Genomic DNA, 26610 nt, shown 5'->3' on the forward strand with positions numbered 1-26610 from the left:
ATGCAAAACATTTGAGGATACTTATTTGATAGAAAAGAAATATTGCTACTTAGAAAAGAGAAATGCTTACTTGGAAAAGAAAATTTCCAACCCGCCTAAGAAATCTTGCTACTCATAAAAGATAAATGCTTACTTGGAAAAGAAATATTACTACTCAGAAAAGGGAAATGCTTACTTGGGAAAGAAATATTGCTACTTGGAAAAGAAAACTTCTAACCCAACTAAGAAATCTTGCTTCCTGATTTAGGGATTTCGTTTCCCGACTGTGAGATTTTGCCTCCAGATTTAGGGATTTCGTTTCCCGTCCGAGAAATATTCCTTCCCAAAAAAAAGAAAAGAAGCTGTATAAGAGCCTCTTTTCTAATCATTTAATAAGCCTTTCAACTGAACATACTGCAAAAGCATGATGGTTTTAGCGTCTCTTATCTCGCCTGTTTCTATCATGTCGAGGGCTTTTGCAAAGGGTAATTCTAATACTTCAATGTTTTCGTGTTCGCCTTCTACTCCGCCGCCTTCGCTTACTTGTTGGCTTTTGTCGTACTCGGCTACAAAGAAATATAATATCTCAGTCACCGAACCGGGCGACATATACGCTTCATAAATTTTCTTTACTTCGGTAATTCTAAAGCCAGTTTCTTCTTCGGTTTCTCTTTTGATGCAATCTTCGGCATTGTCTTGGTCGAGTAAACCTGCACAAGCCTCAATCAGCATGCCTGTCGGATTTCCATTATGATAGGTCGGCATTCTAAATTGCTCGGTCAATATCACGGTTTTGTTGGCAACATTATACAATAAAATCACCGCACCATTGCCACGGTCGTAGGCTTCACGAGATTGTGTAATCCAAGAACCATCTTTTTGTTGGATGTCGAAAGTGATTTTTCGCAAAGTGTACCAATTGTTAGAAAGTACTTCGGTTTTGTTAATTTTGATGCTTGGCGTCATTTTATGATTATATTTGATAATTATTGATTATTTTTGAACAAATTAATCATGTTTTTATGAGTTTTCAAAATAGAAAGCAGATAATTCTAAAAATTTTAGAAGAAAAGGGAGAAGCCGAAGTAAAAGATTTTGCCCAAGCTTTAGATATTTCAGAGATTACCATCCGCAGAGATTTGCAACAAATGGCTACTGATGGCTTGTTGTTTCGCACGCATGGCGGAGCGATGAAATTGTCTTTGGCACAAATGCCTTTTACTTTTGCCAACAAAACGGCGGTGAATGCCAAAGAGAAAGATAAGATTTGTCAGTTGGCGGCACAGCAAATACAAGAGGGCGATATTATTTTGATGGACTGTGGCAGTACGGTATTTAGGATGTGCCAGTTTATCAAAAACAAGCGGATAAAAGTAATTACCAATTCTTTGCCTGTTGTCTATGAATTGATGAACAGCCAAGTGTCTATTAACCTCATTGGTGGCGAAATTGACCAAGAACGCCAAGCAGTACACGGCAGAATTGCGGAGGAACATATTGCTCGCTATAAAGTGGATAAGGCTTTTTTGGGTGTGGATGGCATTTCGCCTGAAAATGGATTAAGTGCTTTTGGCGAAGACGAAGCCAGTATTACTTTGGCAATGGCAAAGGCTTCGGCAAGAAACTATTTCCTTTGCGATGCCTCAAAACTGGGGAAAGACAAGTACTTGACTTTTGCTCCGATTACGTTGGTAGATGTTTTGATTACGAATGCTAGTATTGAAGATGTTAAAGTTTATCAGGATAAAGGAATAAGTATTTTGATTTGAAAATCAGGTTTTGATTTGAAGATTTGGAAATTTGAAAATTTGAAGATGAGGTTTAATTTTTAAATTTTCAAATCCTCAAATTTTCAAATTAGAGTAGAATCATTTTCAAATCTTCAAATCACCAAATTTTCAAATTAATTGGAGGATACATATAAAACAATAAAAACACCTTCGGAAGGGCTTTTTAAAGATAAGGGTAGTAAATTTTTTGCCTTTGCTTATCCAATAGAACAAGAATCGGAAGTAAAGGCTTTGATAGAACCGCTTCGGAAAGAACATTTCAAGGCGGTGCATTTTTGTTATGCTTTTCGGTTGGGTTTGGATAGAACAAATTTCAGAGTAAACGACGATGGTGAACCTTCTGGTTCGGCTGGTCGCCCGATATTGAATGTACTTTTGTCGAAGGATATTACCAATATTTTGGTGGTGGTAGTGCGTTATTGGGGAGGTACTTTGTTAGGCGTTCCCGGTTTAATCAATGCTTATAAATCCGCCACAGAAGAAGCTTTGGTGGAGGCTGAGGTCATTGAAAAAACCATAAATGAAGTCTATCAAGTACAGTTTGAATACATTCAAATGAATGATGTAATGAAAGTGGTAAAGGATTTTGATTTAAAAATCAAGAATCAACAATTTGATAATCAATGTACTATTGAAATAGATTTTCGTAAATCGCTGGCGAATCAGATTTTAGGGAAATTAGAGAAAATAGAGGGGATTTTGGTAGAATATTTACGAACAGTATAAAAGCTTTATCGGGATTCAGCCCAAAAAGCAATAGAATGTTTTACCTTTGTATTGAAATAAAATAACAAACAATGGATATTTATGTAGGAAGTATTCCTTTCAAGTGGAAGGATGCAAGACTGAAAGAGATTTTTGAAGTATATGGTGAAGTAACTTCTGCCAAAATTGTGATTGATAAAATTACTCGTCAGAACAAAGGTTTTGCTTTTGTACAAATGCCTAATGATGCAGAAGCTAAATTAGCGATTGAGTCATTGAATGGTGCAGAAATTGACGAAAGAAAAATTATAGTGAATGAATCTATTCCAAATAATGCTGGAAGTTTAGATAAAAACAAAAAGAAAAAGCCTTACACTAAGCCCGAAAATAAAGAGTGGAAACCTTTTAGAGGGAATAATAAGGGTAGGAGAGATTAGTTTGAAGCGGTCGAAATTAGATTTTCGACCGCTTTTTGATTTTAATAGTCGGTGATGATTTATGCTTGTTTACTTGAAAATCAAACCGATGCCCCAACCTAAATCAGTGGCTGAACTGATTCCAAATGAAGGCCCTGCAACAATGCCTACGTGTGGACCAGGATATAATCTAAATTCAACAGAACCTGCTAAAATATTAAATTCTTCTGGCGAAGCAAAACTGTGAACCCAACCTATTCCTGGAACAATATCAATCATTTTAGATTGAAAAATCTGTGAAAAATGGAAGTTTAGACTAATGGCAGTATTGGCTACTGTTTCATAATGACTAAGTGTTTTTGTGTACGAATAATTATAATAATACGCTACTCGTGAACGACCAATTCCTAATCCTAAACCAAGATACTTGCTTAAACCAATTTCCATTCCTAAACTGTAAGGAACAAAATCTTTTTGAATACCAATTACAGGGATGAAATAGACTTTTCCGCCTCTAAATGAGTACTCTGCTTTTTGAAGTGCGGAAACTCTAGAAAGTGTGTCAGATTGAGCTAAAGTAGAAAATGCAAAAAACAATAAAGCGAAAAGGGTAATTAAGTTTTTTTTCATGATTGTTGTGTATGTTTATTTTGGATTTGCTAATTGTAGATTCTGAATTTATGGATTAAAAAAGAGAAAAGAATAATTATTTACTGTACAGTTTGATTTGGTTGAAACCAATCTCTTTCAATATCTCTCCATTTTCAAATACTGTTTCCAAAATATCTTCTCCACTTTCATCAAGACTTTTGGTTTGATAAGTATTGTTTTCAAAGACTAATTTCATTCTCCCTTTTTTGCTTAATTTACCGTGATCGGTGATGGGGTCTTTAAAAACTTCTTGTTCTTTTCCATTAATGGTTGCCGAACTGCATTTAAAAGCAAATTTTTGTGTATCACGGTTTACTTTCTGTAACAAAGCACCACCCATGCCAAAAGCTACATTGTCTGCACTCCAGCCATGATTTTTTAAATGGGCTAAAATTTCTCCGATGCTTTCATAATTCACGCCATCGCCTTGAATGATTCTGATATTTGGGTGCAATACTTTATAACCTTTTTGGTTAATGCTAAAACCAATCTTTTCGCCTAAAATTTCAGCAACTTTCAGAACTACATTTTTGGGTTCTCCACTATCTGGTCGAACCACTAAAGTGCCTTTTCTGGCTAAAATTTGTTCTTTTAATAATCCTCCCCACAGTTTTTCGCAAGCATTATAAATATCATAACTATCACTTACTACCGCTACCAAACCTTCTGGATATTGTGCCAACATATTTTCGTAAGCATCTACTTCATGCTCTTTTCCCCAACTGGTGATGGTACTATGTTCTGCCGCAGGAATGCTAAAACCAAACATATCATCTTCATTTCCGTAATAATTCTGGATAAAAGTCAATGCAGCTACGGTATCCGTTCCCATAAAATTGATTAAATGAGCGGCTCCGCCAATACTTGCACTATCCACACTACTTACGCCTCTGAAACCAAAATCATGTAGTTTGAAATCAATTGTACTTGGGTCGCCAGTTTCTTCAAGGTATGAAGCGATAAGTTTTTTTACTTCTCTACTAATGGTTGCGACAGTACTTGGGTACCACAATTGTAATAATAATGTTTCTAGAAAGTTTGTCAGCCAAAAGCAATTTGGGTCGGTATTTTCTACCGTCATCATTACATTGTGGGTTGGAATTACTTTTCCTTCCGGAACAGCTTTGATACGGATTGGTAATTTCCCAGCATGATTGTTCAGAATATATTCCCAACCTGCTTTGTTGAATAAAGTAGCATTACCAAAATGAGCTTCATACAATTTGGCAGCTTGGTCAATTTTTCTTTGCGTGATTACTTGTCCGACTAAAAATTCCTTCAATAAATATTGTAATCCAAAGAAAGTAATTTCCTCAAATTTCCCTCCACGGCTTTCGAAGTAGCTGTAAATTTGCGTTGTGCCTTCGGGATATTGTTTGTAATGACTTACTTTGTAACTATCGGTTAGTAAAATAATATTGTTTTCCATCGTAAAATCTTGAATCCTTAAATATGATGCAATATGTTAAAATATTACGAAATCTATTCTTCCCAAATGAATATCTTGTAAATTGCAACATAAATATGCTTTGTCCGTTGGTAAATATCTTTAATCTTTGAAAAAAGTATATTTATTATCTAATGAAGAGTATGTTTAAATGATAAAAATGTCTAAAAGTCAGTGCATTACGATTTTCGTGTGTAAACCTTTCCGAAATTCTGCTGTTTGAGCGGAGCGAGTTTCGGAATTTCTTGATTTTCTTTTGTTACTTTTCTTGTATCAAGACAAGAAAAGTAAGCTAATGAGAATAGGTTTTTATTATTTATCACCAAACCAAATAATTGTTTAAACATATTATAAACTAAACAATACTAACAGATAGACGTTAATATTTCCCTAAAAAATTAATGATGAAAATTTCCACCAATTCAAAAAAAGACGTTTATCTCCATGCTGCCATCATTACACTTTTGTTAATGGTGTTATTTTTTGGTTTTTTCTTCGTGTATTTGCCTTGGAGTACCAATCATGGCGATGCTATCACTGTTCCTAATTTAAAAGGATTAACAATGGAGGAAGCTGAAGACCTTTTGGACGAAAGAAATCTTGATTTTGAAGTAACAGATAGCACTTTCACGGCTGGCTTAAAACCACTTACGGTACTTTCGCAATATCCTTTAGAAAATTCTAAAGTAAAACAAGGAAGAAAAATTTATTTGACCATCAATACCGAAACGGCTCCAATGATTAAGTTGCCTAAACTTACGGAAATGTCTGTAAGAAGCGCTGAACAACAATTATTGGTTTCGGGTTTATTGAAACCAGATTTGGAGTATCAAAACGATAGCCGACAAAATGAAGTATTAGAAGTGAAGTTTGGAGGTACGAAAATCGAAGCAGGAGCGTTAATTGCAAAAGGCTCTAAAGTTACTTTGGTTGTTGGTAATGGAACAGATTCTGTTGAAATAGATGTACCTTGTGTCGTTGGGCAATTGTATGATGAAGCGCAAATCGTTATCAAAGGTTCTAGCTTACAAATTGGTACAGTTATTTATGACCCAACTTCTACCGAACCAGCAGGAACAATTATCAAACAAAATCCTGAATGCGAAAACGGAAATAAAGTTCGTTCTGGAGATATGATAGACCTTTGGGTTGCGGGTAATCCACCGAATTGATATTTTTACTTTTAAACGATTTCATGAAAAAAATATCCTCTAATTTAATCAAATCAAAAAATATAGTGTTGTGTGGTTTCACGCAACACTTCTTTATTTTTCTACTCTTCCTACTTATTCATCAGGTTTCGAATGCGCAGTTTTTAACAGTTCCTATTCAGCGAAATCAAGCAATATCCTTACAAAAAAGTCAAGCAAATAGTAGAATAAATGCTTTGACACTTCCTTTTTTTGACGATTTTTCAACGGCAAAAAATGGACAAGCCATAGCTTCACTTTGGCAAACAAATGGAGGCGTTTTTGTGAATAATACTTTAGCCCTTAATCAACCAACAGTGAATGTAGCAACTTTTGATGGACTACAAGCCAATGGTTTCCCTTATGATTTTACCAATCAATTGACGCAAGGAGCAACGGATACTTTAACGTCACTTCCCATCAATTTATCCGTTCATACTCCTGCCGATTCGTTATATTTTAGTTTTTTTTGGCAAGGAAAAGGTTTGGGTGAACAGCCAGATTTATCAGATTCGCTTCAATTACAATTTTTAACTAATGGCAATATTTGGAATACCGTTTGGGTTCAGAAAGGCGTAAATCTTCCCGTTAATTTTAGTCAAGTAATTTTGCCAATTCGTGCTAGTTTATACTTTCATGGAAATTTTCAATTTCGTTTTCAGAGCTTCGGTAGAAAATCTGGGCAGTTTGATGTTTGGCATTTAGATTATGTTTGTTTGGCAAAAAAGAGTGATAATTCTGTGAATGGTTATATTTTAGGAAGTGTTCTGAATAACCAAACGAATAAATTTGAAAGAGTTTCTTATTTGAAAGACATTGCTTGTAGCGATAATATTGAACCAGTCTTGAAGCGTTATCGCTCGATGCCATTGGTTCAGTTTTTGGCTGGAAAACCTTCGCCATCTGCAGAAATTAATGATTCTACGGGCGTGAAAGTGAACAATTTGTACAGTAATAATAACGACGTAAATATTTATTATTCTGTCAGAAATACCAATCTTTCAGCTGGAAACGATACTTTGCAAAAAGACCAAAGAGTAGGGCGAGATGCTTTGTCGGTTGGTGCTTCAAAAGTGTTTAAATTCAAAAATAATTTTGCAAGTAAAATTACTGGCGACAAAGCTTACTTAAATTTTAAATTCCTGTTGGGAACACAAGATGCTAGTAATATTTCTTTCAAAAACAGTATTCTTGCGCAAAACGATACGATTTCAACAACAGTAGCTTTAGATAATTTTTATGCTTACGACGACGGAACTGCTGAAACGGGCGCTTATCTAAAAAAAGGTTTTGGCAGAGTAGCCGTACAATTTGTCAATAATAAAGCCGATGTTGTCAAAGCAATTCGTATTAATCTTCAACCTTCATTAACAAGTATTGTTGGTAATGCCATTACCTTACAAGTAATTGGAAATGATAAAGGAAAACCGGGGCAAATCTTGAGAGGACTTTATACAAAAGTTCAGTATTCAGATGTTCAGAATGGTTTTATCGAATACGCAATCGACCCAGTTGCTGTTACAGATACTTTTTATGTTGGTTATTTACAATTGACGGATGATGAACCAATCATTGTTGGTTTGGATAAAAATTCGCCTCAATTCACTAATAAGCATTTTTTCAATATCAGTAATTCGTGGACGAACGTAGCCAATGCTGATACAAGTATTTATAAAGCAATCAGAGGAAGTATGATGATTCGCCCAGTGATGGGAGGGAAGCCTTTGGATGTTGTGTTGGAAAGTGAGACTGAAATTCAAGATAAAAACTTGATAGTTTCGCCAAATCCAAGCCCAGATATAATTCATTGGAACGATAGTTCTTTGAAAAATGTAGAAGTATTAGATGTTTACGGTAGAAGTATTTTGAAAGAAAATGTTGACAGTCAGTCGATTAATTTACAGCATCTAAATTCAGGAATGTATCTTTTGCGACTTTCAAATGAACGTAATACATTTGTCAGAAAAATATGGATTAGTCATTAATATTAACAATCAATAAAATACCAACACAATGGATATTACTGTAGAAGAACTTAAAGAAAGAATTGACAAAGGTGAAAAATTCAATTTTCTTGATGTAAGAGAAGAATATGAATTTGATGAACAAAATCTTGGTGCAAAGTTGATTCCGTTGGGTGAATTACCAGACCGTTTGGATGAAATTGAAGCTTGGAAAGAGGAAGAAGTAATTGTTCACTGTCGTTCAGGAGCACGTTCAGGCAAAGCGAAAGCATTTTTAACAGCTCAAGGATATGCCAATGTACGTAATGTATTAGGCGGTATTTTAGCTTATAATGAATTAGACTAATTGGGTTTCGCTTCAAAATAATTTTGGATGGTCTGTCGGAAGGCAGACCACTTTTATTTAACATGAATTCATCCAGTATTACTCCTACAGAGTTTAAAGAGCGTTTGGCAACACTTCGTATTTTAGACATCCGAACGCCTTATGAAATTGAAGATTTTGATATTGGAGGCATGCAAATTCCTTTAGATGAACTCTTGCTTTCCGTTGAAAAAATAGCACATTTGCAACAAGAAGAAATTATCATTGTTTGTTATTCTGGTTTGCAAAGCGAAATAGCCAGAAAAATTTTAGCCAAAAAAGGCTTTCAGTATTTAAGAAATTTAGAAGGAGGTTTAGAAGCCTATTTAAATTTGTAAAGAAAATTTAGAATGATTTTCATGGCATTTTAATAAAGTAAAAGAAAATCTTTCGATAGAAAAACAGTATTTTTGAAAAATATTTTTGACAAAGAAATCAACGAATTTGCAGTGTAGATTAAATGTCTGTATATCAAAACCTTAACGCTCACAATTCATCACTCACAATTCATAACTCTTACATACCCTAATGTTAACATATATTGATTGGCATACTTCTCCAGAAATTTTTGAAGTTTTCGGTTTTCCAATTCGTTGGTACGGATTAATGTTTGCAATGGCTTTTTTAGCGGGTTATCAAGTACTTAGCTATATATTTAAAAAAGAAAGTCGTTCGCTTGAAGAAGCTGACGAATTATTACTTTATGCCATGATTGCCACCGTTGTAGGTGCTAGAATGGGGCATTACTTTTTTTATGAATATCCGTTATTATTAAGCGACCCAGTTAAGTTTTTTATATCCATGATTAAACCTCCTTATGCAGGATTAGCATCGCATGGAGCGGTAATTGGGATGTTAATTGCCTTTTATTTGTACTCAAAAAAGAGAAATGTTCCTTATTTGTATGTAACTGATAGAGTAGTACCAACAGCAGCTTTGGGCGGAGCGTTTATTCGTTTTGGAAACTTGATGAATTCTGAAATTGTAGGAAAACAAACAGATGTGCCTTGGGCATTTAACTTTTTTAATGACCCATCACTCGGTCATGATTATTTTGAAGTAGTGCCTCGTCACCCATCACAATTGTACGAATGTCTTTCTTGTTTGGTGCTTTTTGTCATCTTGATGTGGTTTTGGTCAAGAAAAAAGCAAAATACAACCAATGGATTTATGACAGCCGTATTTTTATTATACGTATTTATTCTCCGCTTTTTCTATGAATTCCTTAAAGAAAATCAAGTATCTTTTGAAAATGATATGACTTTCAACATGGGACAATGGCTAAGTGTACCTGTTATTCTTTTTGCAATCGGGATTTTAGTATATGCTTTTCGTAATCCTCGAAAAGAACTAAAGTAAGTTTATTTAATGATAACTTATTGTGTTGATTATTAGGGAGTTTTGTTAAAATTATTCATATTTGTGTAATGTCACTTTAACAACATAAATAATGGAAAATAAAGAAACTCAAACCGACGAACAATTAGAAGATAAGAAAGTACCTCTTGCGGATAAACTTGAGGATTTAGCCGAAGCTACAACGGATAAAATCAGTGAAATTACGGGTACTGATGTGGTTGCTGAAGCTAAGGAGTTAAAGGCAGAAGCAGCTGAAAAACTTGAAGAAGCAGAAACAGCGGTTACTGAAAAAATCTCTGAATTAAAAAATATTGATATTGCCGCCGAAACCGAGGAATTGAAAGTTGAGGCAGCTGAAAAACTTGAAGAAGTAAAAATAGCGACAGAAGAAGAAGCCTCTGAACTAAAAGCCGATGCAACTGAGAAACTCGATGAAGTAAAAGAAGCATTCGAAGAAAAAATCACGGAATTAAAAAATGTTGATTTTGCAGGTAAAGCAGAAGAGTTGAAAGCGAAAGCAACAGCAAAATTCGAGGAAGTAAAAGCTGAAGCTACTGAAAAGTTTGAAGAAGCTAAGGCAATAGCAACAGAGAAAATCACAGAGCTTAAAGCAGAAGCGACTGAAAAATTAGAAGATGTAAAAGAAGCCGTCAATGAAAAAATTACGGAATTGAAAAACATAGATATTGCTGCCAAAGCCGAAGAATTGAAAGCCGAAGCTACTGAGGAGTTCAATGATTTAAAAGAAGAAGTAAGTGCAGGAATTGAAGACTTAAAAGAAGTTGCCACAGAAAAAATAGAAGAAGCCAAAGAAGCATCAAAAGGACTTTGGGGCAAAATAAAAGGAGTTTTTGGAGCTTAATAGTCTAATTTTGAGTTATGAATTATGAGATTTTAAAAATCAGAATGGAAAGAGAGAACTTAATAGTCAATCAAGCTACATTTGATAATTAATATCTCATAATTCATAATTTACTAATAAACCTTATCTGCTTTCAACTTACCAATTCCTTCCATACCTGTTTTTAAAATACGTTTTGCTCGTAAATATCTTTTGAAATTGTAGGCATCATAATTCGGAGCAGAAGAATTCATACTATTGATACTTACTTTATCCGAAGCGTGAATAAATTCTCCATTTCCCAACCACATCGCTACGTGGACTACTCTTTCAGAGCCATCTTCACGTTTTTCTCCGAAGAATAATAAATCGCCAGTTTTTAAATTTGACCAATTGCCTGTTTTATCAACAGTCTCGCCAACCATTACTTGCTGTGAAGCATCACGAGGAAGCATAATGCCGTTCAAGAAATAAACGGTTTTGGTAAAACCGCTACAATCTACACCTTTGAAAGAAGTACCGCCCCATAAGTATGGAACGCCCATTAAACGTTTTGAAGTTTTATCAAGATTTTCTTCTGTAGCATTAATTCCTGAGAGCCATTTATTATAAAGATTAGCTTCGTTTTTAGCGATAAAGCCTTTTCTGTTATCAGGGAAAAGTACTTCGTAAAAACCGTCTTTTTCAGCTTTCAATTCAATAATACAACCTGCTACCAAATCAGAAATAGTTTCTGAATTAATATTCGCTTCAGAATAAGCCGAACCATAAGAACGAGTATAAATAAGTTTAGGCGAGTTTTGCCATTGTTTTAATTGTTCTTTTTTGATGGTGGTAATAGCACCTCTGTCCACCCAAGCGATATAATTATCTGGCGTTTGAATTAATAACCAACCATTATCTTCTCTTTCTAAAATCTTTACAGGTGTCCCCATCAAAGCCTGTGAAGCCAGCTCTCCGCTATGGCGAGGCGAATAACGAATATTACAAACGGAGACTTCAACCAAACCGTAGATTTTATCTTCTAATTCTGCTTCAGGGAGGGTTTTGATTTCATCTACAACAATTGTATTACCAATTTTCAGTCGATTTATTAAAGCATTTTTAGCTTCAATTAGATTCGTTTTTCCTGTTAAAACCAATTGATTTTCTTTTCTAAAAGCATCAATCTGAAAAATAGCTGTGCGTTTATCTGGAGCAAATCTTTGGGTAAAACTATCAATGATTTGAGTGACAGAAGAATCAACAATACTCCGTTTTGGCAAAGTATTTTTGATTGGCTTTGCAAAAGCTACAAAACTAGAGAGGAATAAAATAAGGAAATGTTTTTTCATAATGTTGATGATGAAAGTTGTTGTCTGTTAGGGAATTAAATGCTTCTATGTATAGCATGTTTTAAAAAATAACTCCTTTCAAATTTAACACTTGAAAGGAGTTTAGTATTTATAAAATTAAAGTTTTTGTATTTTATATACTACCCGTTTATTATCTCTATTGAATTGCAGAAAATATAAGCCAGTTGTAAAGCCACTGAAATCCAAAACCGTTTCGGATTTGACCAAATCTTGTTCTAAAATATCTTTTCCTAAAGCGTCAACAATTTTCAACCTTGTATTTTTAAAATAATCACTTCTAATCGTTACAAAGTTTGGTGTTGGATTGGGGAACAACGTAATATTCAAATCTTTAGGGTCTTCATTGGCAGTGATAAGTTCTATCTTAGCAATTCCAGTTCCTAGTACTTTTCCTAAACAATAACCGTCACTTACAGCAAAGATTTTGTAGGAAGTAGGCATCGTTGGAGTAATTGTTCTTACATAAGGAGATGAATAAATCGCCTGAGAATAAGCTGTTAATAATTCATCAGAACCAAATTTTACATACCAAGGAGGGGTTCCTGTTAAATTAATTTTCAGGTTTACAGGTTTACCTTCTTTAAAAAGATAGGTTGTTGAATCCAACTCTGCCGTAGAGATAGTTCTTAAACCTAATGGATAAATATTAGATGCGCTACTTACATTAACATCTGAAGCGATTACTCGTACTCTATAATTATCACCAATTGGTAAGTCTTCTGGGACTTTAAATTTCAGAGGAGAACCGTTTCCTTCAGAAGCTACAGTTTTATAATTATCACCATTTTTATCTGAAATTTGGACTGAAAATTTATTGTTTGCTGTAAAGCTTCCTTGATAAGTAAACGTTAATTCCTGAGTAGAACCTAAACATAAATAACGCATATTATTAGGGAGGCTTGTACTAATCATTTTGTCAGAAGCAGGGTTTACTGTAACAGTTGCACTCCCTGATATTTTGCCAAGACCACATATATTTGAAACTGACTTCAATGTATATGTAGTTGTTTGGTTGGGGCTGACAAAGATTGAAGCCTTTTTATTGGGAGTATAAATAGACCTTGCTATGTTATCCGAAAGTGTGAAATCTAAGTTTGAACTAATATCAGCTACAGCTTCATTATTGATAAGGTTTATGTATGTTACTTGCCCTTGGTTAATAATAGTGTTTCCCGAAAGTGTAACGTCAGGCAGATTAGACACACCTAGATAAGAAACCAATTCTTTTGATGTTACAGGGTTAGTCGAACTAACTTCCATTTTATAAGTTGAAGATGCAAAGGTCTTAGGCATTTTTAACTTCAATGTTCCTTGTAACTTATTAATTTGACCAATTTCTATTTTGTTGCTCTTATCATCTACTAACGAAAATTTAAAAATATTGTCATTAGCAAATTCACCGAAAGTAGAATAGTTAAGAAGAATATCTTTTTCAGGACATAAAGTATAACTTTCTAAACTATTTAGCTTCACAGAAGGCTTGACTGTTATTTTAACACTTCCAGAAACCTTGCCAAAACCACAAATTGAATTTGAAACAGACTTTAAGGTATATGTAGTTGATTTGGTTGGATTGACTTTATGGGTTATTTCGTCTTTATCAAAAGGAAATAAAAAAAAGGTTTTCGTAAAAGTTTGATTGTAATTGTCAGTAGTAAGAAAAGTTCCCCAAGACCCTTCTTTTATCTTATAAATTAAATCAATACTATTTTCTCCGTCAGTTGTTATTGTGTTTGAACCATCTTTGGTTGATAATTCTACCACTGCGGGAGAGTATAAATTAAACCATTGCCAAGCTGAATTATATTTTGTGGCTTTATTGACTAATCGGACAAAGTAATATCCGTCTTTTAGACCTGTGGGAAACTTGAATTTAATAGGATTATCAGGAGTATCTACGACAACATCTCTAAAAATAGAATCTTTAGCTGAAGCAATTTGTAGGGTGAATGTTGTTCCACTTTTCATTTCCCCTTCAACATCGTATGAGTAAGAAATTAATTTATCAAGACATTCCTCTCTTGTGAAATTAATATTATGGTTAGTAATGTATGGAAAAACGTTGATTTCAAAGCTGTTTTTAACATCAGTATTTATGCCACACTCATTTTTAACAGAAGCTAAAGAAAACGTAGTACTTTTTGAGAAGGTTTTGTGAATATACTGATTACCACTTGCAGTTGAGCCATCTGAAAATGTAAAGATATTTGAGGCTGATAATCCCCCAGAATTCTCAATATTGAAAGTTAATTCTGTACTTGGAAGAATACCTTTATTGTAATCATCTGTCAGGATAGATAACTTTCCAGAAGGCTTTTTATTAATAATGATTCTTTCTGTTTCTGTGCTTATTGTAGGGTTTGTTGCAATTACTCTAATAAGATAAAAATTATTATCTTCAATCACTAAATTTTCAGGTATTTTAATGTCAATGGGTGAAGTTTTTGCCGTTCCTAAAACGATAGGGATATTGTTTTGAAAGGAAGTTAGTTCTACTTTGAAATCGTTATCACTAGTAAAATTTCCTGTTGCTTTGAAATAAACTTTTGCATTAGCACCTACACAAACCCTTTGTGGAAATGCTTTTAGAATTAAACCATTAGTTGGTGGCGTTGTTATTGTAACATTAGCCCAGCGATTATCCGTTGAAATACCTTTACCACAAAAATTGCTATAAGATGCTATTTTAAAAGTAGTAGTTTCGTTTACTTTTAAAGGGATGTAAACTTTATGGATACCATTAAACTCGGAGTGAAATGCGTGTGTACTAGAATCGTCTAACGTTACAATTGTGGTTCCAACTCCTCTAATACTGATAGGTAGTTTTACTTCACCGCTGTTAGGGATTGTAATAGTAGTAGTTTCATTAAAAAATGATACTTCAGGAAAACTATTCACATATAAAATAAACGGACTATAAGCTATTTTTCCATTTTTGGAAATAATGCCTAAATAAAAATCTTTTGTATATATTTTATTTAATAAATCTTTAGGAATCGTAATTTTCAATTTCCCCTCTTTGAATGTAGCAGGAACGGTAATTTTAGGATAGCTTTCACCTGCACCAATTGATAAAAATGCAGAAAGGCTTTCGTCATTACCCCAATCTCCAAATGTAGAATAAGTTGCTTCAAAAGTTTGCCCAAGGCATACACTTAGGTTTTCTTGTTTAACAGGATTAATCACAATTTCTGGACTATTCAGTACTGTTATGCTAACTCCTTTTGTTCCAATTGTCCCAACCCCGCAAGCACTTATTACAGAAGCTACTTTAATATCTATGCTCCTCTGAGGGTTAATATCAGTATTAACAGTATAATTATCATAAGTATAATTTAAATCTGAGTATTTAAGTTGAGTTCCATTGCTTAGTATAACATTCCATGGACCTACTCCTTTTAACCCAATATTTAAAGTAACCCTCTCACCACTTGTAATCGTAGTGTTTGATGTGAGTATTTCAGCTGAAGGAGCGGCACCAATAATTACAGTGTACTGATTCCCAGTAGAAGGTGAAATAGCCTTCGGGCTAGTACTGGAAATTCTGGCTTCATACTTCATCCCTGTAGTAATATAATCTGGGATAGTGGCTTCTAAAAATCCACCTCTGTCTATAGCATCAAGCTTAAATTCTTTTTTTTCTGACCAAAGTTGTTTTAAAATTATTTTAAATTTATTGTCTTGATTGAAACTGTTATTAGCTGAATAGGATAATTTTAATTTTCCACCAATACATATCTTTTCGTCAAAATTGAGTAGCGGCAATATACCGATTTCATTAACAGTTACTTTTGCACTACCACTTGATATACCTTTACCGCAAACATTTTCTGCATAGGCAATTTTGTATTCTTTGGAGGTTGTTGGATATGTCGGAAACCCTTTTCCATATTCAAAATAATCTATATTGATTCTTGAGCTGTCATCTAAAACTACTTTAATAGGTAATGTGCCACTACCATTTATTAATAAGCCTGCCGGACTATTTGGATTAACGACTGGGTCAAGAATACCAGCTAAATTAACAAATGGAGTTGTCAATACTGTGCTAATGAAATGTGTATCACTCGTTATTTGTGGCTTTGATGAAATAATTCTAATAGAATAATTGCTGTATTGGTCAACTGAGAAGGAGTCTTGAATCGTAAATTTTAAAGGACTAGCAGTGCCAGAAGTAACAAGGTCAGTCCATGTATCTGCGAAAGTTCCTTTAATTTGAACTTTAAAAGTATTACCTGATTCAAAGCTACTATTTGAAGTAAAAGGTAGTTCCATGGTTGCACCTCTACAAACATTATAAAATGTAGGTTTTAGTGTTATTTGGGCTTGAACAAGGGTAATGAATGATAATAGAATTACAGTAGTAAAAAGAATTTTTTTCATAGAAAGGTTTGTAAAAATGTGAACGATATTGATTGAAATTTGTGTAGCTCAAAGATAGTAATATTTACTTATCATAACTCTTCTTAAACTTACTCAAATCTGCTTTGTATTTTCGAGGACGAGTACTTTCAAAATCATAAATCAATTGTCCTAAATTCTTCATAAACGGAAAGCCTACGGTTTCGTAATCGTAATGGTCGTCGTTGAAAACTTCGTCATTATTACAAAGTAAAACAGTCGTTAACATAAACTCTACACCTGTCGAAAAATCAACGATATAGGCATTATCCAACAAAAAACCATAAGCATCGCCTACTTTGTTAAAGATGCGAATATTAGGATTTATTACAGTATCTTTATTACCTCCATACATCAAAAACTTGCAATAGGTCGGATAAAAATCAGGAGCTTCATACTTGGGATAAGTACTTTCTGTAGGCATTTGCGACATATACTTGTACAAAAACTGATAGTCGGAATCCGTCAATTGAAAGCGTTGTTTAGTAGGAATTGCTTCTGGGAAAAGTACAGCTTTTAAAATACCTTGCTGCTCTAACAATGGAAAAAAGTTTTTATCAGTAAAAACAAAGGGTTCTTTCACCAGAGAATCTCCTTTCATATAGCCTTTGCCTACTAAAATTGGTGTAGGAGAAGCGTAATTTTTCTCAGAAATTACCATAGGTTGTTCGTATAAAACCTTGTTGCCTTCTTTGAACTGAATAGGATTCGTTCTTCGGTTTTGTTCACGGTTCATGCCCACTTGTAAGCGATGATAAATACGACTATGTTCATAGCCTTTCTGATGAAGCGTCTCATTAAAAGCTTCTTGTCCTAAGAATTCATACAGCCGATTGAAAGCATCATTATCTGAAACCATCAAGATTTTTTTGATATAATGTGCTACTGAAGGCAAACCATTTTCTGCCGTAGAGTCTTTCGTTACAGGTGTATGTCGTTCATACTCTGCACCCGTAAACATGGGAGTTTCTTTTGTTAAGCCTTTGATATTTAGCTGATTAATTTTCTCCAAAGCCATCAAGCTGGCTGGAAACTTCACTGTACTGGCTGGATAAAAATACTCTGAATTGTTGATTCTGAAACCATAAATTTTAAAAGTCGGACGGTTCTTTTTATCTCTATTAATCTGAGTATAAAGAATTTGTACCCGATACTTATCGGCATTATCCAAAATGTCCTTGAACTGTTCGGGCTTAGTAGCCATTAGTTTGGGAAGGAAATCAGTATCAAGATTTTGAGCTTGAGTCATAATAGAAGTCATTAGCAGTAAAGCGATTAGCTTTAAGGTTCTTTTTGTTTTTTGTTTATTCATTGGGCTATTTGTTGATGTATTTCCGTAGCACGAGTTTCCAGCTCGTATAACAATTGCTTTACGAGTTGGAAACTCGTGCTACTTTCGGTATCAGTTACAATACTCATAATTTGACTAAAATCGACCTCATGTTTAATGCAAGTACCATCTAGTAAAATGTAATGGTCATCTTGTTTGATGGAACTGTCATCTTGTTTAATGAAATTGCCATCTAGTAAAATGTAATGGTCATCTTGTTTAATAAAATTGCCATCTAGTAAAATAGAATAATCATCTTGTTTGATGTAATTGTCATCTTGTTTAATGGAATTGCCATCTAGTAAAATGTAACGGTCATCTTGTTTAATGAAATTGCCATCTAGTAAAATGTAATAGTCATTTTGTTTAATGGAATTGCCATAAAGTAAAATATGCTAAGCCCCTAAAGCTTCTTGGTTTCTTGGTTAATAAAGTCAATAAACTGTTGCTCTGTTGGTAATTCAACCAAGTATTTTGTTACAAAAAGGTTTTTATCCATTCCAGCCAAAGCATATTCTACTAATTTTTTCCCTTTTTGTGTACAGAGTAAAATCCCAATCGTAGGGTTATCATCTTGACGTTTTACTTCATTATTATAATATGCCACATAAGTATTGAGTTGAGAGGCAAATTCAGGCTTGAAAACATCAGCTTTTAGTTCCACCAAGACATGGCATTTGAGGATTCTGTGATAAAAAACTAAGTCAATAAAGTAGTACTCATCATCTATCAAAATACGTTTTTGCCGAGCCTCATAACAAAATCCATGTCCTAATTCAAGCATAAATTCTTGCAAATTTTCCACAAGAGCGTCTTCAATATCATTCTCAAGAATAGCTTCATGACTTTTTAGTCCAAGAAATTCAAAAACAAAAGGTGACTTTATCAATTCGTAATTGTCTGTTTTTTCAGCTTTTTCAAATGTAAGTTGACTAAGTTTTTCAGGGTTTAAACTCATACCACTTCTTTCAAAATACAAGGTTGCAATTTGTCGTTTCAATTCGCTGACACTCCACGTTCCTTTGATGGCTTCAATTTCATAGAATGTGCGTTTGATTGGGTTGTCAATTGACAGTAATTGTTCAATGTGCGTATATGAAAGTTTTGCGATTAGTTTATCAGCAGGTATTATTTTTAGGCTGTTTATCAATTGTGGGGTTGGCGAACCCACAATTATTGTATTTGAAAATGAAGAGGGTAGAATATGTATAATAGAAGAATTTTTTAAAAAATCTCCTATTTGAGGGTAATACAGATAGAAAGTTCTAAATCTGAAAAGTGACCTACGGTCTATTCCTTTAATAGCTTTCATTTTTTTGGCGATTGCATCTATTAAACCCTCTCCATACTTGGCTCTATCTTCACCTTTTTGCTCATATTCTACGATATAAAAACCAATTAGCCAATTCCGAATAGTTAGATGTGTATTTATCGCTTTTACAGCACTTTGTTGTAGTGTTGTATGAGTTTCAAGGATAGTGTTCGTTAATAAGTCAAAGTTCATAACAGTCGTAGGATTTAAAACTCAAAACCAAATATTCAAAACCTCAGCCAATTTATCTAAATCTTCTTTTGTATGCAAGGCACTAATTACCAGACGAGTAACGGGCAAATCGGTGACGGTAGGATAAGGGAAGCAGGCAGTCATGATACCGTGACTTTTGAGGTGTTCATGCAAACCTACTTGATGCGTACAATAAGCAGGATATTTGTCAATACAATCTAAATTTGAATTGGGAATCTGTTGATTGAAGTATTGAATATTGTTCAAGAGTTTTACTCTTTGCTCTTGAAAAATATTAGTTGAATTGACAAAGGCTTCCAACAAAGCAGGCATCATTGGTGATGCTCCTGAGAACATTGGAAAATGTCTGAGCTTTTCGATAAAATCTTTTTCTGCAAAAATTACTCCTCCTGTCATACCCATTGCTTTGTTGAGCGAAGAAGTAATAATTAGGCGAATGTTTTTAGCCGAAATTTTAGGTAAATCAATCCCAAAACTATGCGAAGCATCGATAACGACGGTAATGTTTTTATCGGAAGGAAGCGTATTAATCCATTCAAAATCAAAGTATTCAACATAAGGAGAACCCACAGAGTCGGCACAGATGACAATCTTGTCAGCTAAACTATTTTGTACTTTTTCGGCAATTGATAAAGTCCATTCCTGATAACTTTCTGATGAAAATGGAATCGTTCCATTCCACAAAGCAGGATGTGTTTTCGGAGCAAAAAAGAATGTAGCACCTTCATGTTTTAAGAAGTTTACTACCAATTGCCCCGCCCACATTCCCGATGAGACCGTTAGAGCAGCTGGCATTTGTGCAAAATCTGCCAATGCTTTTTCAGCCTTTTCGTAAATACTTAATTGAACCGTATTATTTCTTGAACTTCCCCAAGAAGTACTATAATCGGCAACAGCTTTAATAAAATTTTCCTTAAAAACAGGATGATGTGGAATGCCCAAATACGAAGTGCCGCTAAACCAAAGATAAGTCTGTTTGTCGCTGACTAAAGTATTACTTGGGAGTTGATTGGTAAGGTATTTCATGGTTATAGCATTGAGAATTGAGCTATGAGCCATGAGAAATTTTAATACTGTTTTTAAAATTGTCTAGTATTAAAAAGCTCAAAGCTCAATGCTGAGAGCTGAAGACTAAATCAACTTCGCTCCAGTTCCGTTTTCGTTGGCGTAAATTACTTTTCCGTAGTCGATGGTTACACCCGTTGAGATTTTATCATCTACTAACAAGATTCCATCCATATCTACATAGTCCAAAAGTGGTAAAAGTTGTGCGATGGCAGAACAACCCACGTTTGATTCCGTCATACATCCCACCATTACTTTTAAACCAAGTGTATGAGCTTGTGCAATCATTCTTCGGGCAGGAGTAAGTCCTCCACACTTCATCAATTTTACATTTACTCCATGAAAAAAACCAAAACAACGAGCCACATCTTCTTCCACAATGCAACTTTCATCAGCAATGATGGGCAATGCCGACTCTGCAAATACTTTTTTCATGCCTTCCCAATTGTCGGCTTTCATCGGTTGTTCGATGAATTCTACACCTAATTTTTTTAAGGCAAAAGAATTTTTAATTGTTTCTTCTACATCCCAAGCTGTATTGGCATCTACTCTGAAAACGGCATCAGTATGTTTTCTAAGTTCTTGTACAATTTTAATATCATCTTTCGTTCCTAATTTAATTTTATACAATGGAAAAGGTACTTCTTGCATTTTTTCGACCATTTTCTCAATGGTATCAATGCCAATTGTATAATCAGTAATTGGATTTTTAGTAGTATTCAAGCCCCAAAGTTTGTACAAAGGTTGTCCTTTTTTCTTTGCCCAAAGGTCGTTTGCAGCAATGTCTAAAGCACATAAAGCAAAAGGATGTTCGTCTTTGAGATAAGGATATAAATCACTCCAGAATTGCTCTGGATTTTGTAAATCATAGTTTTCAATCAGCGAGCGAACGCCTTCTAATTGCGCTGACATTTTTGCCATTGTCACGCCATAATAAGGGGTTTCGGTAGCTTCGCCAAAACCGCTGAATTCGCCATCTCGAAGTTCAACAATCAAAGTAGGTTGCACATCACGTGATTCATGCGTAATCGTAAAAGTGTGACGCAATTGTAAATTAAAAGAGTGAAGGATTAGTTGCATTGATGATTGGTTGGTTTTTTGAAATATCAAGTTACTAAAAAAGGAGGAGAATTTCTAAGTCGATTTTGCGTTGAATGGCGTACTAAAATACTTGTTTATTCTTTTTTGTTTTATTTCACAAAAAAAGAAAACTTTCAAAAACACTTCATAAAATCGTTTTTTTTTGACGTAATTAATGAAAAATAGGTCATTTTTTGCTTAAAAAACTGTAATTTTGAAGAAAATAGAAATTTATTAGCAAAATAAATTTTCATCACAAACACACTTTTACAAGAGATTTAGGTTGAAAAATGCCGACGATTTTTGTAAAAGTGTTTTTGTTTTGAAGCGATGGAATTACTTTAATACGGTGCCCTAAAACTATAGATTTGAAATGTTAGAAACCATAAAAAAATATAAATTTCAAGCTGTTGTTCCTTTTGACTTTCAACATGATATCGTTTACGAAATTGATTTAACTGAAAATAATTCCGAATTGTCGGAATTAAATTTGTCGGATACCGCTTTATTTAATGAGTACGTTACGAGAAAAATTGAGCAAGCCAATGCCGTTTGTGCGATTGGTGGTTACCTCGAAAATCGCTATATTTATCGTAGAAGTGAACATTTTCAGCAAAATGATGAAGTTCGTTCCATTCATTTAGGTATCGATATTTGGGCTCCTGCGGGAACACCAGTATTTGCTCCTCTTACTGGAAAAGTGCATAGTTTTCAAAATAACAAAGGTTTTGGTGACTATGGACCAACCATAATTCTTGAACATCAATTAGAAGAAAAGACTTTTTATACTTTGTACGGACATTTGAATGAAGAATGCCTTGTAGATCTTTTTGAAGGAAAAGTCTTTGAAGCAGGAGAACAAATTGCTGAGTTTGGTGACTTTCCTATTAATGGAGATTGGCCTCCACATTTACATTTTCAAGTAATTACTGATATGTTGGGATGTAAGGGCGATTTTGCTGGAGTTTGCCAACCTTCAAAATTAGAAACGTATGCGAAAATATGTTTGGACGGAGCAACAATATTGGGTATTACCAGATAGTTTATGAATCGTGCTTTGCTAAATATTTACAACCTCTTTTTAAAACAAAAAATATACTATGCGAATAGGCTTTTTAACAATTGATTGGATTGATATTTTAGATATTTTATTGGTAGCATATATGTTGTATCAGATTTATAAACTGATACAAGGAAGTATTGCTAACAAGATTTTCTTTGGCTATATACTTATTTATGGTGTTTTCTTGGTGTCAAAAGCATTAGGAATGGAGTTTCTGTCTTCTATTTTAGGACAGTTTATGAACATGGGTGTATTGGCTTTGCTGATTATTTTCCAGCAAGAAATTCGTCGTTTTTTAATGATGCTTGGTCGCTCTACTTCTTTTCGTGAAAATGCTTTGCTCAAAAGATTTTATACTCCTAAAGTATCAAAAGAGAATCTTTCCACCTTACAATCTATCGTAGAAGCTGTAAAAGTAATGGCAACCACTTATACCGGGGCTTTGATTGTGATTGAAAAAGAAGATGATTTAAAGAAATTTATCGAATCGGGCGATGTGTTGGATGCAGAAGTATCAAAAAGATTATTGCTGACAATCTTTCATAAAAATAGTCCTTTGCACGACGGCGCTGTTATCATCAAAGGCGGAAGACTTGCTGCGGCTCGTTGTATGCTTCCCGTTTCAGAAAGTGGTACTATTTCGCCAGCTTTAGGTTTCAGACACCGTGCAGCCTTTGGTATGAGTGAACAAACGGATGCGGCAATTATTGTAGTTTCAGAAGAGAAAGCAGAAATTTCATTCGTAAACCACGGAGGGATTTTCAGAAATATGTCTGTTCAAGATTTAGAAGTAAAATTGAAGGATTATATTTTGAAGGATTAAGATAAAGACTTTAGGATTTGGAGACTTTAGGACTAGAAGACAGAAGTTTTTATATCGAATTTATTTTCGTTGGGTATAGATTAATTTTTTAATAATCCCGAAGGGATGGCAGGATTAGAGGAAATAGAAATGTCTGAATCTCTAACCCTGAAAGGGTGACATAATTTTGGTCATATTGATTTTTCAATTATATCACCCTTTCAGGGTTGTGACTACATTGTTTTTGCTTATTCTATAATCCTAACATCCTTTCAGGATTATGCTTGTATTAATTTGCTGTTGAAATCGAGATTCTTTAAGTCCAAAATCCTTAAGTCTCACATTAATTCCTTCAACGCTTTCTGATAAACTGGCAAAACTCTTTTTCTTGCCACATCGTGATTAACGATTGGTTGAGGGTAATCAAAACTATTCAATTCTGGAACCCATTTTTTGATGTACTCAAGGTTTTTATCAAACTTCTGAGTTTGTAGCGTTGGATTAAACACTCTAAAATACGGAGCCGCATCGCAACCACTTCCAGATGCCCATTGCCAGCCACCATTATTAGCCGCAAAATCAAAATCTAATAATTTTTGAGCAAAATAAGCTTCACCCCAACGCCAGTCAATCAACAAATGCTTAGTTAAAAAACTCGCAACAATCATTCTTACACGGTTGTGCATAAAACCTGTAGCATTCAATTCTCGCATTCCCGCATCTACAATAGGGTAGCCAGTTTTGCCTTCGTACCAGGCTTTAAATTCTGTTTCATTATTTCGCCAGATGATTTTATCATAGTCTTTCCTAAAAGCATGACCTTGAGAAATATGGGGGAAATTGTATAAAATATTGAAGTAAAAATCTCGCCAGATTAATTCATTGAGCCAAGTTTCAGAAAGTGTGTTTGCTTTTCGGGCTAATTCACGAATACTTAGCGTACCAAAACGAAGATGAACAGATAATCTTGAAGTACCGACAATGGCAGGAAAATCTCGTTTTTCAGCATAATTTTTTACAATGGAATCTCTTAATACTTTAATGGGGAAATTTGTACCAATTGCTTCAAAACCCATTGACGCCAAAGTTGGAATTTCAAAAGCTTGTGTCTGTAAAAAATGTTTGAAATACTTTTCTGTAGGATATGATTTTAAATAAAAGTCATTGAGTTTTTCTTTCCATTTTCTGCTGTAAGGCGTAAAAACTGTGTAAGGAGTGCCTGTGCCAGAGAGGACTTCTTTCTTTTCAAAAATTACTTGGTCCTTATAAGTATTAAAATCTATGTTTTCGTTTGTTACGAATTCTCGAACGCTCTCATCTCTTTCATTGGCATACAATTCGTAATCGTGATTGGTGAAAATACTTGCTATATCATATTGATTGAGTAATTCAGGAAATACTTCTTCTGGTGTTCCGTATTTTACTAATAATGAAGAACCTAATTCTTGAAGAGATGCTTGGATTTCAGTTAAAGCTTGGTGAATAAATTCAACTCTACGGTCACGTTTATCTTCTAATTTATCTAAAATATTTTTGTCGAAAATAAAGATTGGTAATACTGGCATACCTTTTTTGAGTGCATGATACAATCCTGCATTATCATGTAAACGGAGGTCACGGCGGAACCAGAAAATTGAAATTTTAGACATTTGACGATTGTTAAAAATAATAATATACTTAGATACTTTCATTTAACCGTTTATTACTCTTTTTGTTCGATTTAAGGTTTTGGTTCTTGAAAATATTTTGGTGAAAATGATTAACTAAACTGAAAACCTTCTGAAAATCAGCAATTTTAAAGTTATCCGATAAAATATTTTTTTTATTTCAATTTTTTGAGATAAATACAATTGCCTAATAATGAGCTTGTTCGCTTTAGGCTTCTGTGTATAATCGCTAAATAATTTCGAATAATCAACTAAAAGACTAATTTATTATCATTTTGTATTGACAAGCCCTATCTCGAAATTGTATATTTGCAAGAATCGTATTGAAGTCATTTAGCTATAGGGCGTGAGACTTTGGTATAAAATCAGGATAGATGTTTTGGTTTTATACGATAAAAACCCATAGACCAATCATTTTATCAAACAAAATCCAAGTTTAAAAACCGTAAGAAATGACTCCAGGCGAAAAAACCGCAAACATTATTAGAATGAAACTATCTGAGTTCAGATTCGACCTCCCTAATAACCTCATTGCCTTGTACCCACCAGAGAACAGAGGTGAATCACGATTAATGGTCGTAAATAGAAAAACCAAAACAATTGAGCACCGTATGTTTTCGGACATATTAGAATATTTTGACGATGGCGATGTAATGGTTACCAATGATACTAAAGTTTTTCCTGCTCGTTTGTTTGGACAAAAAGAAAAAACTGGTGCAAAAATTGAAGTATTTTTATTGCGTGAATTAAATAGAGAACACCGCCTTTGGGATGTATTAGTAGATCCTGCTCGTAAAATCAGAGTTGGTAATAAATTATATTTTGGTGATAGTGATTTAGTAGCTGAAGTAATTGACAATACCACTTCACGTGGACGTACTATCCGTTTCTTGTATGATGGCGACCACAAAGCGTTGATGAAAGCAATTCACCAATTAGGCGAAACGCCACTACCAGATGAAATTCGTTTCAAACGTAAAGTAGAGCCTGCCGATGAGGAACGTTATCAAACAATTTATGCTGAACACGTAGGTGCTGTGGCTGCTCCAACTGCTGGTTTACACTTCTCGAAAATCATCATGAAGCGTTTGGAATTAAAAGGAATTAACTTTACTCCATTAACATTACATGTTGGTTTAGGAACTTTCCGTCAGGTAGATGTTGAAGATTTGACAAAACATAAAACTGATTCTGAAAATTTCAATATCACAGAAAGAACTTGTGATGTAGTAAATGAAGGAATTGATGGTAAAAAGAAAATCTGTGCAATCGGAACAACTGTTTTGAAAGCTTTGGAATCGTCAGTTTCAGCAGATGGTCACTTAAAACCAATTGAAGGTTGGACGGATAAATTTATTTTCCCTCCTTACGATTTCAGAATTCCTAACGCATTATTAACCAATATGCACTTGCCAGAATCTATTTTATTGATGATGACTTCTGCTTTTGGTGGTTATGATTTGATTAAGGAAGCATACCAAATCGCTATCAAAGAAAAATATAAATTCTTTAGTTATGGCGATGCCATGTTGATTATTTAAGATGAATAATCTCTAAGAATCAGGCGAAAGACATTAAGCATCAATATGGCTTAGGTCTTTCGCCTAATTGTTTTA

General features: G+C 34.1%; 22 protein-coding genes. 12 read left to right on the forward strand and 10 right to left on the reverse strand.

What is annotated here, in order from left to right:
• Positions 1-360: 360 nt before the first annotated feature.
• Positions 361-945 (reverse strand): GDP-mannose pyrophosphatase NudK, encoded by a 585-nt coding sequence (gene nudK, locus ABID42_RS20575; protein ID WP_367285266.1) that lies wholly within the window; start codon positions 943-945, stop codon positions 361-363.
• 56 nt (positions 946-1001) lie between these two features.
• On the opposite strand from nudK, the gene ABID42_RS20580 reads away from it, so the two are divergent.
• The 3 genes from ABID42_RS20580 (at position 1002) to rbp (ending at position 2911) form a co-directional block, all read left to right on the forward strand.
• A complete protein-coding gene (locus tag ABID42_RS20580; RefSeq protein ID WP_367285267.1) occupies positions 1002-1748 on the forward strand; it encodes a DeoR/GlpR family DNA-binding transcription regulator in 747 nt (248 codons plus the stop codon).
• A 138-nt stretch (positions 1749-1886) separates the two neighbouring features.
• Positions 1887-2495, forward strand: a complete 609-nt coding sequence (locus ABID42_RS20585) for an IMPACT family protein (protein WP_367285268.1) — start codon at positions 1887-1889, stop codon at positions 2493-2495.
• A gap of 71 nt (positions 2496-2566) precedes the next feature.
• Positions 2567-2911, forward strand: coding sequence for an RNA-binding regulator (rbp, locus tag ABID42_RS20590; protein ID WP_367285269.1), 345 nt, complete (start codon positions 2567-2569; stop codon positions 2909-2911).
• A 69-nt stretch (positions 2912-2980) separates the two neighbouring features.
• Here the strand turns inward: rbp and ABID42_RS20595 are convergent, their stop codons facing one another.
• Positions 2981-3520, reverse strand: a complete 540-nt coding sequence (locus ABID42_RS20595; RefSeq protein ID WP_367285270.1) for a hypothetical protein — start codon at positions 3518-3520, stop codon at positions 2981-2983.
• A gap of 76 nt (positions 3521-3596) precedes the next feature.
• Entirely contained in the window at positions 3597-4970 is a 1374-nt protein-coding gene (locus tag ABID42_RS20600; protein ID WP_367285271.1) for a nicotinate phosphoribosyltransferase, read from the reverse strand.
• A gap of 419 nt (positions 4971-5389) precedes the next feature.
• Between ABID42_RS20600 and ABID42_RS20605 the strand changes: the two genes are divergently transcribed.
• From ABID42_RS20605 to ABID42_RS20630, 6 genes are all read left to right on the forward strand, one after another.
• A complete protein-coding gene (locus ABID42_RS20605) occupies positions 5390-6160 on the forward strand; it encodes a PASTA domain-containing protein (protein WP_323688991.1) in 771 nt (256 codons plus the stop codon).
• 23 nt (positions 6161-6183) lie between these two features.
• A complete protein-coding gene (locus tag ABID42_RS20610; protein ID WP_367285272.1) occupies positions 6184-8163 on the forward strand; it encodes a T9SS type A sorting domain-containing protein in 1980 nt (659 codons plus the stop codon).
• 28 nt (positions 8164-8191) lie between these two features.
• A complete protein-coding gene (locus ABID42_RS20615; RefSeq protein ID WP_367285273.1) occupies positions 8192-8488 on the forward strand; it encodes a rhodanese-like domain-containing protein in 297 nt (98 codons plus the stop codon).
• A 62-nt stretch (positions 8489-8550) separates the two neighbouring features.
• Positions 8551-8844, forward strand: coding sequence for a rhodanese-like domain-containing protein (locus ABID42_RS20620; protein ID WP_323688994.1), 294 nt, complete (start codon positions 8551-8553; stop codon positions 8842-8844).
• A 190-nt stretch (positions 8845-9034) separates the two neighbouring features.
• Positions 9035-9865, forward strand: coding sequence for a prolipoprotein diacylglyceryl transferase (gene lgt / locus ABID42_RS20625; protein WP_367285274.1), 831 nt, complete (start codon positions 9035-9037; stop codon positions 9863-9865).
• Between the two features lie 91 nt (positions 9866-9956).
• Complete coding sequence (locus tag ABID42_RS20630; RefSeq protein WP_367285275.1) at positions 9957-10727, forward strand: hypothetical protein; 771 nt, start codon at positions 9957-9959, stop codon at positions 10725-10727.
• A gap of 113 nt (positions 10728-10840) precedes the next feature.
• Here ABID42_RS20630 and ABID42_RS20635 read toward each other — a convergent pair whose 3' ends face one another.
• From ABID42_RS20635 to ABID42_RS20660, 6 genes are all read right to left on the reverse strand, one after another.
• On the reverse strand, positions 10841-12040 hold the full coding sequence (locus ABID42_RS20635; RefSeq protein ID WP_367285276.1) for a C40 family peptidase: 1200 nt from the start codon (positions 12038-12040) through the stop codon (positions 10841-10843).
• A 117-nt stretch (positions 12041-12157) separates the two neighbouring features.
• The gene (locus ABID42_RS20640; RefSeq protein ID WP_367285277.1) at positions 12158-16444 is read right to left on the reverse strand and encodes a T9SS type A sorting domain-containing protein; all 4287 of its coding nucleotides are present in this window, start codon (positions 16442-16444) and stop codon (positions 12158-12160) included.
• Between the two features lie 64 nt (positions 16445-16508).
• Positions 16509-17774 carry a serine hydrolase gene (locus ABID42_RS20645; protein WP_367285278.1) on the reverse strand — a complete coding sequence of 422 codons (1266 nt, stop codon included), beginning with the start codon at positions 17772-17774 and terminating at the stop codon, positions 16509-16511.
• Between the two features lie 421 nt (positions 17775-18195).
• Positions 18196-19296, reverse strand: a complete 1101-nt coding sequence (locus ABID42_RS20650) for a PDDEXK nuclease domain-containing protein (protein WP_367285279.1) — start codon at positions 19294-19296, stop codon at positions 18196-18198.
• 21 nt (positions 19297-19317) lie between these two features.
• Positions 19318-20343 (reverse strand): aminotransferase class I/II-fold pyridoxal phosphate-dependent enzyme, encoded by a 1026-nt coding sequence (locus ABID42_RS20655; RefSeq protein ID WP_367285280.1) that lies wholly within the window; start codon positions 20341-20343, stop codon positions 19318-19320.
• Positions 20344-20448: 105 nt separating this feature from the next.
• A complete protein-coding gene (locus tag ABID42_RS20660; RefSeq protein WP_367285281.1) occupies positions 20449-21462 on the reverse strand; it encodes a dipeptide epimerase in 1014 nt (337 codons plus the stop codon).
• A gap of 373 nt (positions 21463-21835) precedes the next feature.
• Between ABID42_RS20660 and ABID42_RS20665 the strand changes: the two genes are divergently transcribed.
• Positions 21836-22504, forward strand: a complete 669-nt coding sequence (locus tag ABID42_RS20665; RefSeq protein ID WP_367285282.1) for a peptidoglycan DD-metalloendopeptidase family protein — start codon at positions 21836-21838, stop codon at positions 22502-22504.
• Positions 22505-22562: 58 nt separating this feature from the next.
• Entirely contained in the window at positions 22563-23348 is a 786-nt protein-coding gene (cdaA, locus tag ABID42_RS20670) for a diadenylate cyclase CdaA (RefSeq protein ID WP_323689004.1), read from the forward strand.
• 317 nt (positions 23349-23665) lie between these two features.
• Here cdaA and ABID42_RS20675 read toward each other — a convergent pair whose 3' ends face one another.
• Positions 23666-24976, reverse strand: a complete 1311-nt coding sequence (locus ABID42_RS20675; protein ID WP_367285283.1) for a cryptochrome/photolyase family protein — start codon at positions 24974-24976, stop codon at positions 23666-23668.
• Positions 24977-25482: 506 nt separating this feature from the next.
• On the opposite strand from ABID42_RS20675, the gene queA reads away from it, so the two are divergent.
• Positions 25483-26535 carry a tRNA preQ1(34) S-adenosylmethionine ribosyltransferase-isomerase QueA gene (gene queA, locus ABID42_RS20680; RefSeq protein ID WP_323689103.1) on the forward strand — a complete coding sequence of 351 codons (1053 nt, stop codon included), beginning with the start codon at positions 25483-25485 and terminating at the stop codon, positions 26533-26535.
• Positions 26536-26610 lie beyond the last annotated feature (75 nt).

The organism is Arcicella rosea, from assembly GCF_040543805.1.
Classification (GTDB): Bacteria; Bacteroidota; Bacteroidia; order Cytophagales; family Spirosomataceae; genus Arcicella; species Arcicella rosea.